We start from the raw sequence: 13162 nt of genomic DNA, 5'->3' as shown, positions 1-13162 counted from the left end.
ATGTGGCCGCCTATGGGATGAGTGATGTCGGACATGCACACCTTGAATTTTCCGAAAAAAAAGACTACACTATTGTTAGCAGTCATTCAATGTGAGTGCTAATCTACCTTTCCTGTATCACCAATGAAGTTCAATTTAAAAGGAGCGCGGTTTTCGATATGAGTGAACAGGTAGCTTATGTAAGTACGTATCTTCCCCAGAAGTGCGGTATTGCCACATACACGTATCATTTGAGACAGAATGTGCAGAAGGCGAAGCGCAAGTCCTTGGCCGACCCGGTTGTCGTTATTAAGGATAAGGACACATCGTATCCCAATGATTCATTCTTCAAATGGTCCATTGAAAGAGAAAACAGATCGGATTATCTTAGGGTAGCTAAGGAAATCAATAAGAGTTCGGTGTCCGTCGTCTCACTTCAACATGAGTTCGGTATCTTCGGAGGCAATGCTGGCGATTATATCCTTGATTTTGTTCGTGCGCTGAAGAAGCCGCTCGTTACAACATTTCACACGGTCTTCAAGAAGCCCGAGGAGCCTTATGCATCAATCCAGCGCGAGCTTGCTGAACGCAGTGACAAAATCGTCGTAATGAACCATAAAGCCATTTCCTATTTAAAAGACAGCTTTCACATTAATAAAGATAAAATTGAATTTATTTCCCACGGCACACCGATTGCGGATATGAAAAAGCGCGCAGACTTTCGGAATAAGATCGGCTGGCAGGATCGCAAGGTAATCATGACCTTCGGATTTCTGAGTAGAAATAAGGGCATTGAAGCGGTCATTCGCGCACTTCCCAAAGTCGTTAAAAAAGTGCCGAATGCGCTTTACGTCATTATCGGGCAGACACATCCGAACGTGAAAAAGCTGGAAGGAGAATCTTATCGTGAGGAATTGAAGACCTTAATCCGTCAGCATCATCTGGAAAATCATGTACAAATGATTGACGAATTCATGACGGAGCAGGATCTTGTCCGCTATATCACCTCATGCGACTTATACATTACTCCTTACCCGGGACTTGATCAGATCACGAGCGGTACTTTGGCCTATGCGATCGGCTTAGGCAGGCCGGTATTGTCAACACCGTATCAATACGCGCAGGATCTGCTCAAGGGCTGTGAAGAATTATTTGTTGCGTATGATGATCAGGCCGGATGGGTCGAAAAGATGAATGCGCTACTTTCAAATGAGACGCTGCTTGCCGCTTATCAACGGAAAATGGCACATATCGGATTGCCGATGAGTTGGCCGCAAGTCGGGAAAAAATACAATAAAGTATTTTCGGAAGCAGTATTGAACCAACCGTCAATCGGGGTGGAATCGATTGCCAAGACTCAAGATTAAAATGACGCATCTGGAACGGATGACCGATGATACAGGTCTGGTCGAGCATGCGCTCGGAAACATTCCGCGTCGCAGCGAGGGCTACTCAACAGACGATAATGCCCGCGCACTGTGGCTCGTCTCGGAATGGCAGAAGCTTATTGCGGGAGATCCATTGAAAGGCATGGAAAGCCTGCAGCTGCGTCGGTTGTCTTCGGTTTACCTGTCCTTTCTTGAATACGCGCAGCAAGCGGATGGTCATTTTCATAATAATTACGCCTATGATCGAACATTGGAAGAAGAACAGCCCTCGGAAGACTGCCTCGGACGATCGCTTTGGGCTTGCGCGGTTGCCTGCTTGGATCTTCCGAATCCGGACAGTCGCTGGGCAGCAGCTGCACTGTTTCAAAAGGCCTTTCCATTGGTCAAAAAGTTAAACTTTCCGCGCGGAACGGCCTATGCACTTTCGGCAGCAAGCTTGCTCAACATGCGCTGCGGTGAACTGAGCTGGACGCCTGAATTTCAAAATTTTGTTCGCGAAGAAACACCGGAATGTATTGAGAACCTGGAAGCAAAGCTGCTTGCTCTGTTTGAGCGTAACTCAGATACGAGCTGGCGCTGGTTTGAACCGGTCATGACCTACGGAAACGGAGTGTTGCCCTGGGCACTTTTCCATTCGTTCAGCGTCAGTGGAAACAGTGACACGTTGCTCATTGCGGAAGAATCGCTTGATTTTCTTATAAACAAAATGACGCGTGAGGACGGTTTGGTTCATCCAATTGGCAATCATGGGTGGTGCACGCGAGAATGCGCCAGCCAGTGGGATCAGCAGCCGCTTGAAGTGATGAAATTGGCGCTTGCCGCAGAACAAGCCGTCTCTGCTCTCAGTACTCCGGAGAAGTATCTCAGAGTCCTAGAAAATTGCCGCAACTGGTTCCATGGCGCAAATGACCTGCATGTGCCGGTTGCAGATGCTGCAGAAGGCGGCGGCCGCGACGGCTTGGAGGAAAAGGGCATCAACCGAAACCAAGGTGCCGAGTCAACGATTGCTTATTTGATGACCGAGCTGATTTATTGGCGAACCTTAAAAGAAAGCAAAGGCGCAGAGGAGCAGCGTGGCTATTCTCTGTAAAAAATCTACAATCTTATTTAAAAAGTGATGTGCCGGACCAATGGGTCACGGGCATTATTTTTTTACTTTTTTTTGCTAAATAAATATTATTTCAAAAAAGGACGGGCAAAAAAACAAAAAAGACCAAATTTCATGTTGACAAAAATGTTTCCTTAATGCAAAATAATGATGCAGACGAAACAAAGGAGCTGAAGAAAATGGAGGATGCAATCGATTTACATCGGCGCAGGAAAAAACATGTGATGCATTACTCAGACGGAGCGAGCTTGGAAGAAATCAATAACACGGTCGCGCTGCCTAAGAAAGCGGGCTTTTGGAAAATGCTGGCCGCTTATAGTGGACCGGGGGCTCTGGTTGCCGTCGGCTACATGGATCCTGGCAACTGGATCACGTCGATACAAGGCGGTTCGCAATATGCGTATACACTCCTGTCGGTGATTTTGATCTCGAATTTAATTGCGATGCTGCTGCAAAGTATGTCGGCACGATTAGGAATTGTCACAGGTATGGATCTTGCTCAAGCCACGCGAAAGGCTACAAATAAGCCGGTTTCCATCGTGTTGTGGATCATGACCGAGCTTGCCATTATGGCGACCGATATAGCAGAAGTCATCGGCGGTGCCGTCGCACTTGAACTTTTATTTAAACTTCCGCTTCTTGTCGGCGTCCTCATTACGACGCTTGATGTACTCCTGTTGCTTACCTTGACGAAAGTCGGGTTTAGAAAAATTGAAGCCATCGTTGCTACGTTAATCGCTACGATTCTTGTTGTTTTCCTTTATGAAGTGATGCTTTCTAATCCGTCCGCCGGGCAGATTTTTGCTGGTTATGTGCCTAGCCCGGCGATTGCGTCAGATAAAGGTGCCCTTTTACTCGCACTCGGTATTGTGGGAGCAACGGTTATGCCGCATAACCTGTACCTGCATTCATCGATTGTTCAAGCGCGCCAGTTTGAACGCAATGATAAAGGAAAGAAACAAGCGATCCGATTCGCGACGATTGACTCCAATGTCAGTTTGTCGGTAGCATTTGTCATTAACAGTCTGCTCCTTATCCTTGGAGCTTCAATGTTTTACGGGCATGCCAGTAATCTCGGACGTTTTACTGATCTCTACAATGCGCTCGGCAATTCGCAGATTGTCGGCGTGATCGCAAGTCCGGTACTCAGCACACTTTTTGCCATCGCCTTACTCGCCTCCGGACAGAATTCCACAATAACCGGAACACTATCCGGGCAGATTGTCATGGAAGGCTTCATCCGCATGAAAGTCCCAATGTGGCTGCGTCGAATCATCACTCGTCTGATCGCAGTTGTACCGGTGATCATCTGTGTCATTCTGTACGGAGGACGAGAGGAAGCGGTCGAGCAACTGCTCCTTTATACTCAAGTTTTTCTCAGTATTCAACTTCCATTCGCTATTATTCCCTTAACGATTTTTACCAGCAGTAAAAAAATGATGGGCAGGTTTGCCAATCCTACTTGGATTAAATATCTGGCATGGGTGATTACCGTGATTCTAACCTGTTTAAACATATTCCTGATTTACGGCACATTCAGCGGCTGATCAAAAATTACTATACTATAGAAGAAAAAGTAAAGATGCGAGTCTGCTTATGCAAGGAGGCTCGCATTTTTTGTGTGAAAAATCATTAATCATAGTTGAATACTGTGACTAATGATTGACTTCTTTACTGACGACTTATACGATGGAATTATTAACAAAGCGACCGCGATTCCTAAGCAAGGTCGGGGGAGAGAAAAGGGGATAAGGTATGGCTGATTATAGCAAGTCCGATTTTATCACACGCTGCATTCATGTTGGTAATGATATCGATAGCGAGACGGGAGCTATTCGCAGACCAATTACAATGGCAAACAGTTACCGGCTGCCGGATGATGCGTCGACACTCAATTGGAGCGACCCGAACAATTTGATCTACACGCGAACCACTTCCGCAAATCAGATATACTTGCAGGAACGCCTTGCCTCACTTGAAGGCGGTGAGGATTGTGTGGTACTCGCGACGGGAGTTGCGGCACTTGCAGGCGTCTTTTTCAGCTTTATCGACAAGGACGCACATGTGATTTGCACCGATGTCTCGTACATAGCGGTCTATCGTCTGCTCCATGAATATTTTCCAGATAAATATGGTATTGAAGTCTCGCTTGTAGATACTTCGGATCCCGAAGCAGTGCGGCAAGCAATTCGTCCGAACACGAGACTGATTCATTTGGAAACGCCGGGAAACCCGACGACTCGTGTCAGTGATATCGCTGAAATCGCAAAAATCGCTCATGAAGCTGGTGCGTTGGTTTCCGTCGACAGTACGTTTGCCTCACCGTATATTCAGCGGCCGCTCGAACTGGGTGCGGATCTTGTCATTCATAGCCTCACCAAATACATTAATGGTCACGGTGATGCGATGGGCGGAGCGGTGATTGGAAAAAAAGAATTGATTGATAAAATTAAACGTGAAGCAATGGTCAATATCGGCGGAGCGATCAGCCCGTTCAATGCATGGCTAATAACACGCGGTGTCGTAACACTGCCGTTGCGTATGAAACAGCATAGTGAGACTGCACTTAAAATTGCTGAATTTTTGGAAAACCATCCCGAGGTGACGTTTGTTGCTTATCCCGGACTCAAGAGCCATCCGCAGCATGCAATTGCTAAGAAGCAGATGCACGGATTATACTCCGGTGTACTCTCTTTCGGTATTAACGGCGATGTTGCGCGTCACAATGATTTTGTGAATTCACTCAAGCTGATCATATCCGCAGTCTCGATTGGACACGATGAAAGCTTGATCGTGTATACTGGTCCTGATGATGAGCGCATCCATTTTTATCCCGAAGAATTCCGTGAACACGGATTTTTGCGGTTCAGCGTCGGACTTGAGAGTGCCAATGATCTTATTGCCGATTTAACACAGGCATTTGAAAAAGTAGGGTTGTAATGTAATAGGTTTAATTTTGCGGGGAGTCCATTAATGGATTCCTTTTTTAAAAGCAAAAAAAGTATATGATTTTTACCAAAGTAAAGGGCTGCGAACCAAACGCATAGGTGCGAGACTCCTGCGGAGCGGCTCTGTTGATCGCAGGCTAGGGGGAGACCCCGCAGACATCAGTTTGCTTAAGGAGGCTTCCAGACTGCCCGCGGCCGTGCCTAGTTGATCGCGAGCAACCGGAGCGTAATCAAACCGGTATCGTAAAAGGATCTTTCGCTAAGTACGCATACGTCCTGTATGCAACGCAAAAGCCACCACTTCCTGCGGAAGTAAGAACCAGGCGTTTTTTTGCCTGGTTTTTCTAATTAGGGAATGTCAATCCTCAAGAATACAGGAAAACGAGGCGATCTTAGAGGCGCTCTGATTCATCCTGGCTGCGGAGAAAAACCTTCATTAGTAACTTTAATGTTGAAGAAAATTTCAATAGAACGATAAGAATATGAAAAAAAATTGAAGATTTTAATCAAAATGGATGAATAATGATGATTTGTATGTTATTGTAATGATAACAAAAAAGAATGATTATTGAACCGATAATGTTGTGCAGAAGAGGACATCGTTTTGGGTGGAATTTGTGCGTCTAGAATCTTTTGAGCGTATGGTTTCCCTTGAACAGGACGAGTCCTGTAAAGTAGTTAATAGAGTTAACTTTATGACAGCGAAAATCTATTTCTTCATCGTGCATGATTAATAGATAAAGATCGGTTGAATGTTCATGTTTAAAGGAGATGTTCATGTGGCTGAAGTAAAGCATGTGGAACGCGCAGAATCGCGCCGTATTGCAGGAAACATTTTAAAAGGATCATTAGGTAACATGATTGAATGGTACGATTGGTACGTGTACGCTGCCTTTGCGGTATATTTCTCGACCGACTTTTTCCCTTCAGGAGATACAACATCACAGCTGCTGAACACAGCCGCTATTTTCGCCATCGGCTTTCTGATGCGGCCGATCGGCAGCTTAATCATGGGCCGTTATGCGGACCGTCATGGCCGCCGCGCCGCGCTCACCCTGTCAATTACAATTATGGCCGGCGGATCGCTGGTGATCGCTGTCACGCCGAACTTCCAGACGATTGGTGTTTTTGCACCGATTATTCTTGTCTTAGCTCGACTTTTTCAAGGACTGTCGCTTGGTGGTGAGTATGGAACCTCAGCGACTTATCTTTCTGAAATGGCGAACAAAGGCCGCCGTGGTTTCTATTCCAGTTTCCAATATGTTACCTTGGTCGGCGGTCAATTGGTCGCGCTTGGTGTTCAAATTGTGCTTCAATTACTGCTGAACGAGGATCAGCTCAAATTATGGGGCTGGCGCATTCCATTTGTGATCGGAGCGCTTGGTGCACTTGCTGTCCTGTGGCTCCGACTGTCGATGGATGAATCCGATCAGTTTAAAAAGATGTCCGGCAAGTCGAAAAAGAACGCAGGAACGATCAAAGCACTGATGAAATATCCTCGTGCAGTTCTGACCGTTGTCGGACTGACACTTGGTGGCACGGTCGCTTTTTACACCTACACAACGTATTTGCAGAAATTCATGATCAACTCAGTCGGATTGGATAAGGAAGTTGTCAGCATCATCAATTTTGTCGCACTGCTCATCTTCTTAATCCTGCAGCCGCTTGCTGGCATGTTGTCCGATCATATCGGCCGCCGTCCGCTGCTGTTCTTCTTCGGTATCTCAGGGACTGTGCTAACCGTTCCACTGTTCCTACTCATGCAATCATCGCACAACGTGATTGCCGCGTTTCTGTTGATGATGCTCGGCTTGGTCATCGTCACCGGCTATACCTCGATCAATGCGATCGTTAAAGCCGAACTGTTTCCAACCGAAATTCGTGCACTCGGCGTCGGGCTTCCCTATGGCCTGACGGTTGCCATCTTTGGCGGTACCGCCGAATTTGTCGCCCTATGGTTCAAGAGCATCGGCATCGAAACCATGTTCTTCTTCTACGTTGCCATCTGCATCTTCGTCAGCTTGATCGTGTATTGGCGCATGCAAGAGTCATCGAAGAACTCATACATTGAGGCGGAGTTGGAAGAAAAATAAGCGAAACATATTCATAAATTAATAGATAGAAATCAGCATCCGAATTCGCGTGAAAGCGCGAGGCGGATGCTGTTTTTATTTCACCAGTCGAAAAATATAATAAAATAAATATTAGGTCCATTTTACTGTGTGATTTGTCTTGAAAACTATTGAACTTGCAACGGTGATTATGCGATGATACTAACAAATGAATACAAAATATACTCCAACATAATCTCTCATCATAATCGCCACGCCGAGGAGGCTACATTTATGACCCCCGTTCAGAGGAAATTTAAAAGACAAATGAACCAGTTGAAAAGAGAAGGAAACGTCTATGAGGATGATATTTATCATCCGGTCAGGCATCATCTGAAAGTGAAACAAGGAATCAGTGTGATTGGAGTCATTATTCTTGTCATATCAGCACTTTCAATTGCTCGTTACATCTATAACGACTATCAAGTTCATCGCTACAATCGTGTTGCCGATTATGTCCATCAATCGGGCGAACTCGTCAATGCTGGGAACAATCGTGTCTCAGAAGCAGTAAATCGAATCAATACTCGCCAATTAACCGATGACTATATGCTGATGGCAATCAGTCAAACAGAAACTTCTATAGAACAATTGGATCGTTTATCCGCTCCTCGTTCAGTCACTGCAGCAAAAGAACGACTTAAAGAAGTCCTTGATGCACAGTTGGATTTTTTTAAGCAACTCCAAATTCAAAATCGAACCCATACCTTGAATAACAAATCAATTAATTACTCACTTTCAACGATTCGCGATAAAACGGAGCAAGCGCGTTATGCTTTATTTAGAGGCCTGGATGACGCAAAAATTCAATATGACATTCAAAAAGATGGCACCGTTCGATTTCGCAACAAGGAAATAAATGTACCTGTTATTGTGCCATGAAATCATTGAATCTGAAAACCATATTTTTAATAAGAAAGAGCAAGTTTCTTTATTTAACAGGCAATTAAAGATGAACTGAGACAGTTTCATGTATACAATCCACCTTTTCCCAGAATACTTATTGTGAGGATTTGTTTTATGTTATCGTTACGAAAATGTCCTTGAAGGAGTACTATTCATGAATCTAAAAGTACGCGTCTCAAGTGTGGAAGTACATAATTGCAAAAACGTTGTTCAAGGCAAATTGTATTTTCCTTGTTCTAAGAATCGTTCAATGAAGCGTGCAGATGTGCTCGGATTGTATGGGCAAAACGGTTCGGGAAAAACGGCGGTTGTGTCTGCGTTTGAGGTGCTTCGTGCACTGCTCTGCGGGCAGCCGCTTGATCCGGGCGTTGATCGTCTGATCTATCAGCGGAGCGACACGGTGCGCTTCGTTTTCACCTTTTTGATTTGTGTGGAGCGTCAATGCTACGAAGCTGTCTATGATGTGGCACTGACAAAGCAGGATCTGGATGCGGATGATGCGGTAAATCTGGCAAATGATCGCGGTCCTGATCCGGTGTATTTGTCGCATGAAGAAATTCGCTATAAGGAATTGGTCAAAGGCGCGCGCTATAAAACGATGGTCGCTTTTACTCGAAAAGATGGGGAGGAGAAGCTTGCCCCGAATACGGTTGCGTCGAAAATAAAATCGAGAAAAGAAAATTTAGTGGTCGCATTCAAGGTCAACTCTGAGTTGGCTTATCAGCAGCGTACCTCTGTTTTCTTTCGTCAGGAAGGCTTTGATCTGCTTGAAAGGACTCTTGATCAGGAACCGTTCACGCTGCTTCAGGTACTCAAAAATATCTTTGCCGGACGATTGTTTGTGCTGAGCAATCACGAATCGGGAATGTCGCTCGCCAACCTGTCGATACCGATTCATTGCAGAAATACGACTTTGAATCCCAATGAGCAGGGCTATGGGGTCATCAATTTTCCGATTGATGCACCCAAAAGAATGGATATGGAAACGTTTGAAATACTTCAAACAATGTTCACAGCGATCAGCAAGGTATTGAAAGAGGTTGTCCCCGGTCTGACTGTGGAAGCAAAAAATCTGGGAGGCGAGCTGCTGCATGACGGCAGAAACGGTGTACGTGTTGAGTTGGTAGCAAAGCGTGAAGGTCGCTCGCTTCCGATCGCTTGTGAAAGTGATGGCATCAAAAAACTGCTGACGGTGCTGAGCTCGCTTATTGTGATGTATAACGATGAAAATGCATGCATTGTGATTGATGAACTTGATGCCGGTATCTACGAATTTTTACTTGGCGAGATTGTGAAAATTTTGAATAACGGCGGCAAGGGGCAACTCCTGTTCACCTCGCACAACTTACGCCTTCTCGAGGTTCTTGAAAGAGAAAATTTGGCATTTACATCTGCCAATCCCGAGAATCGCTATATTGTACTGAAAGGAATACGGGACAGCTCAAATATTCGTGATGTCTATATTCGTGCGATTCAGCTTGGTCATGCTGGAGAAGAAGTTTATCAGCCGACGGATCGCTACGATATTATGGAAGCATTCGATGAGGCGGGTGAATGGAGTCATGGCTGAAAAAAAGGCCATTGTGTTTATTGTGGAAGGTGTGTCGGACGAACGGACAATTGCAGCGATCCGTAACTATGTGCCGAGCAAGTACAGTGTATATGTTCATATTACCCGTGGCGATATGTTCACAAGACCCGGCGTGCGAAAAAATGTAAAGACCCGAGTCACGGATCAGGTTCGAAAAATAATGAATGAAACGAAATACCGCAAGCAGGAGATTCTTGCGGTGATACAGTTGACGGACACGGACGGGGTTTTCGTTGACGATCGAAACATTGAGGTGAACGCATCGGTCGGGCGTGATCCGGTTTACCGTGAGTCGGGAATTGTTGTTGCCAATCCCGGTATTCAACAGTACATACAAAAAAGGAATAAAATAAAGGCATCTGAATTGCGGACCATGTGTTCGGCAGACGTCATTATGAATGGAATCTACTATTTTATCTTCTATTTCTCTTGCAACTTGGATCATGTCATGCATAATAATCGTAATATGACTATTGAGGAAAAAATTAATCAATCGCGTGCATTTGAACGTGCCTGCCGTGATCAGCCGGATCATTTTTATCATTTTTTCCATGATCAGCCTTTTGCTGTTCAAGGATCAATTGATGGCACCTGGGATTTTATTGAGAGGGGCGCACATTCTGTGCAACGGTATTCAAACTTTCATTTAATTTTTGATATGCTGGATACTTTGGAACAGCAGAAAGCCCTTGAAGAAAACGCACGTTAAGGAGGAGACCGATGGACAAATGTATTGGCGGCAAAACATTGGCGGAGTGGGAGCACGCAGAACCGACAGTGATCAAGATAAGAGATAAAAATGAAGTGCTATGGCTGAATCCACATTATGGCGAACGTGATGCGAGGATGGTTACCTCTAGTGATGTGACTGATGCCGAAGCGCGGCTGCGCCGCTTTGCTCCTTACTTGGCGTCGGTTTTCCCTGAAACCGGACAAGCCGGCGGCTTAATTGAATCGCCGATTTATTCAACAGCTGAATTACAAGCTTATTTGGGAGAAGAAGCAGGCACACGAATTCCCGGCCGGTTAATGATGAAGGCAGACAGCGAACTGCCGATCTCCGGATCAATTAAGGCACGCGGCGGGATTTATGAAGTACTCAAGACTGCGGAACAATTGGCAATCGATGCCAATTTGCTCAAGGAGTCCGATGATTACGCCATACTTGCGAACGATTCGTTCAAGCAATTTTTCTCACGCTATTCAATCGCTGTCGGTTCAACAGGCAACCTTGGCCTCAGCATTGGCATTATTGGTGCAACGCTTGGATTTCAGACAACCGTACACATGTCGGCGGATGCGAGTGCTTGGAAAAAAGCACTGCTCCGCGAAAAAGGAGCTTTTGTTAAAGAATATGCGGCAGACTACAGTGTGGCGATTACAGAGGGGCGCAAGCAGGCGGCTCTGGATCCGTACTGCCATTTCGTTGATGATGAAAATTCAAAGGATCTGTTGGTTGGTTATGCTACCGCGGGTAACCGCCTGAAGAAGCAGTTTCAGAAAGAGGGCATTTCGGTGGATGCTGATCATCCGCTGTTTGTCTATTTGCCATGCGGTGTCGGCGGGGGACCGGCCGGTGTAACTTTTGGATTAAAACAGGCATTCGGCATGCACGTTCATGCTTTTTTTGTTGAACCGACCCATGCGCCATGCTTTTTACTCGGCCTTTTGACGGGATTAGATGACCAGGTATCCGTACGCGATTTCGGACTTGATAATCACACAGCAGCTGATGGATTGGCAGTTCCGCGTCCGTCGGCGTTCGCGGGCAAAGCAGCCGGTCATTTAATTTCGGGTTGTCTTACCGTGGATGACGATCGCCTTTTCTACTATCTGAAAGCACTTAAGGATACGGAAAATCATTGGATCGAACCGTCGGCTGCCGCAGGTCTAGCCGGACCTCATATGTTGCTGGAAAGCAAGACAGGAAAGAACTATTTAGAAAATCATCATTTGACGGATAAAATGGCCAATGCAACACACCTTTTTTGGGCAACCGGAGGCGGAATGGTTCCTCAAAAAAATCGAGAAGCCTATTATGCCCGGGCTTCTCGATAGGAGATGCGTGATTAACGGTCCTCATTCTTGTTTTCGCTGGTGAATTCATTCGGTGCATGGTTCCCATCGGTGTGATTTTTTTGCTGGGCGAGCCGTCCATTGCGGTGTTCACCTGTATTTTCCCTCGCCTTAAATTGGCGATTGAATTCCTGCTCTTTATTCATAGAGAAAACTCCCTTCAATGTGTGAAGCACTAACTAACCTGTGCAAATTAGCCATGAGTTATGCACTTTTTTTGCAAGACGATTCAGCAGCACGGACATAATTTTTATTATTCAGACGAATGAATTAATTCAATTAAAAAGTGGACGGTGGAAAAATACACCTACAAAATACCTAAGCAATTGCGCTATAATTGAGAAATGATTAAGAAATTGTTTTGCGGTCTTTACAATGGAACGTTAAGGCAGATTTAGGATAGAGATTTTTTTGATGGGCACGCACTTTTTATACTGGGGGTTTACAAGATGTTTAAAAATCCTAAAGCATTCGTTTTTTGGCTTATTCTTATCTTATTTATTATTGGCATGATCTATAAAGGATCATCGACTCCTTACGCTGACCAGAATATGCAGCCTTTCTTAAAGGCGCATTTTCAGTGGACGGCGGAAACGTTTCCGCATGTCGATTTTAATTATGGCGGGGAACGTATTACGTCCGACGAACCTTATGCATTGTTTGAGTTTGTTTTTCGCAAGGCAAGTCATGTAACGGAATACTGTCTTTTAACCTTCATGATTATTAATCTGTTTATGACGACGGTTATGCCTCGTTTGCTTTGCTATTTATGCGGTCCCGCGATCTCGCTCTGTTATGCGATGTTCGACGAGTGGCATCAGACTTTTGTTCCGGGACGTACCGGTCACCTGATTGACACATTTACGTTTGATTTGACGGGTATGATTCTGGCAATGGTCATTGTGTTTATACTTGATCTTTATTACTATCTCTTTTATACAGGCAGCAATCATACATCACGGTTTCGAGCTGAGCAACACGGATAAATAATAAAAATTGAATTAACTTTTCAATTAGATATTCCGATATAGTAAGTGATAGATAATGGGCTGTGC

Annotated in this window: 11 protein-coding genes; 10 read left to right on the top strand and 1 reads right to left on the bottom strand. The window is 45.1% G+C overall.

The genetic code is table 11. The annotated features are described in order from the left end of the window. The first annotated feature begins 158 nt into the window (after window positions 1-158). From NOM01_RS06780 to NOM01_RS06740, 9 genes are all read left to right on the top strand, one after another. Complete coding sequence (locus NOM01_RS06780; protein ID WP_255747537.1) at window positions 159-1346, top strand: glycosyltransferase family 4 protein; 1188 nt, start codon at window positions 159-161, stop codon at window positions 1344-1346. Further along, window positions 1327-2457, top strand: coding sequence for a glycosyltransferase (locus NOM01_RS06775; protein ID WP_255747536.1), 1131 nt, complete (start codon window positions 1327-1329; stop codon window positions 2455-2457). Before NOM01_RS06780 ends, NOM01_RS06775 begins: the two co-directional genes overlap by 20 nt. Before the next feature lie 242 nt (window positions 2458-2699). Then, a complete protein-coding gene (locus tag NOM01_RS06770; RefSeq protein WP_255747698.1) occupies window positions 2700-4022 on the top strand; it encodes an Nramp family divalent metal transporter in 1323 nt (440 codons plus the stop codon). 208 nt (window positions 4023-4230) lie between these two features. After that, on the top strand, window positions 4231-5415 hold the full coding sequence (locus NOM01_RS06765) for a trans-sulfuration enzyme family protein (RefSeq protein WP_255747535.1): 1185 nt from the start codon (window positions 4231-4233) through the stop codon (window positions 5413-5415). A gap of 865 nt (window positions 5416-6280) precedes the next feature. Further along, complete coding sequence (locus tag NOM01_RS06760; protein ID WP_255747696.1) at window positions 6281-7516, top strand: MFS transporter; 1236 nt, start codon at window positions 6281-6283, stop codon at window positions 7514-7516. 252 nt (window positions 7517-7768) lie between these two features. After that, a complete protein-coding gene (locus NOM01_RS06755) occupies window positions 7769-8416 on the top strand; it encodes a hypothetical protein (RefSeq protein ID WP_255747534.1) in 648 nt (215 codons plus the stop codon). A 178-nt stretch (window positions 8417-8594) separates the two neighbouring features. Beyond that, window positions 8595-10010 (top strand): ATP-binding protein, encoded by a 1416-nt coding sequence (locus tag NOM01_RS06750; protein WP_255747532.1) that lies wholly within the window; start codon window positions 8595-8597, stop codon window positions 10008-10010. Continuing rightward, a complete protein-coding gene (locus tag NOM01_RS06745) occupies window positions 10003-10740 on the top strand; it encodes a hypothetical protein (RefSeq protein ID WP_255747530.1) in 738 nt (245 codons plus the stop codon). The genes NOM01_RS06750 and NOM01_RS06745 overlap by 8 nt, the downstream gene beginning before the upstream one ends. Before the next feature lie 11 nt (window positions 10741-10751). Next, window positions 10752-12089, top strand: a complete 1338-nt coding sequence (locus tag NOM01_RS06740) for a D-serine ammonia-lyase (protein ID WP_255747528.1) — start codon at window positions 10752-10754, stop codon at window positions 12087-12089. A gap of 11 nt (window positions 12090-12100) precedes the next feature. Here the strand turns inward: NOM01_RS06740 and NOM01_RS06735 are convergent, their stop codons facing one another. Further along, window positions 12101-12253 (bottom strand): hypothetical protein, encoded by a 153-nt coding sequence (locus NOM01_RS06735; protein ID WP_255747527.1) that lies wholly within the window; start codon window positions 12251-12253, stop codon window positions 12101-12103. A 303-nt stretch (window positions 12254-12556) separates the two neighbouring features. Here NOM01_RS06735 and NOM01_RS06730 point away from each other — a divergent pair, with 303 nt between their 5' ends. After that, entirely contained in the window at window positions 12557-13093 is a 537-nt protein-coding gene (locus NOM01_RS06730) for a VanZ family protein (protein WP_255747525.1), read from the top strand. Window positions 13094-13162 lie beyond the last annotated feature (69 nt).

This window comes from Sporolactobacillus sp. STSJ-5, from assembly GCF_024385605.1.
In the GTDB taxonomy this organism is placed as follows: Bacteria; Bacillota; Bacilli; order Bacillales; family Sporolactobacillaceae; genus Sporolactobacillus.
The sequence above is the reverse complement of the archived record's forward strand: the minus strand, read 5'-3'. Positions and strand labels throughout refer to the sequence as shown.

Bases quoted from the DNA above. Each gene is read 5' to 3' on its own strand.
- NOM01_RS06745 (WP_255747530.1), top strand. From the start codon at position 10,003: ATGGCTGAAAAAAAGGCCATTGTGTTTATTGTGGAAGGTGTGTCGGAC.
- NOM01_RS06730 (WP_255747525.1), top strand. From the start codon at position 12,557: ATGTTTAAAAATCCTAAAGCATTCGTTTTTTGGCTTATTCTTATCTTA.
- NOM01_RS06740 (WP_255747528.1), top strand. From the start codon at position 10,752: ATGGACAAATGTATTGGCGGCAAAACATTGGCGGAGTGGGAGCACGCA.
- NOM01_RS06750 (WP_255747532.1), top strand. From the start codon at position 8,595: ATGAATCTAAAAGTACGCGTCTCAAGTGTGGAAGTACATAATTGCAAA.
- NOM01_RS06755 (WP_255747534.1), top strand. From the start codon at position 7,769: ATGACCCCCGTTCAGAGGAAATTTAAAAGACAAATGAACCAGTTGAAA.
- NOM01_RS06770 (WP_255747698.1), top strand. From the start codon at position 2,700: ATGCATTACTCAGACGGAGCGAGCTTGGAAGAAATCAATAACACGGTC.
- NOM01_RS06780 (WP_255747537.1), top strand. From the start codon at position 159: ATGAGTGAACAGGTAGCTTATGTAAGTACGTATCTTCCCCAGAAGTGC.
- NOM01_RS06760 (WP_255747696.1), top strand. From the start codon at position 6,281: ATGATTGAATGGTACGATTGGTACGTGTACGCTGCCTTTGCGGTATAT.
- NOM01_RS06735 (WP_255747527.1), bottom strand. From the start codon at position 12,253: ATGAATAAAGAGCAGGAATTCAATCGCCAATTTAAGGCGAGGGAAAAT.
- NOM01_RS06765 (WP_255747535.1), top strand. From the start codon at position 4,231: ATGGCTGATTATAGCAAGTCCGATTTTATCACACGCTGCATTCATGTT.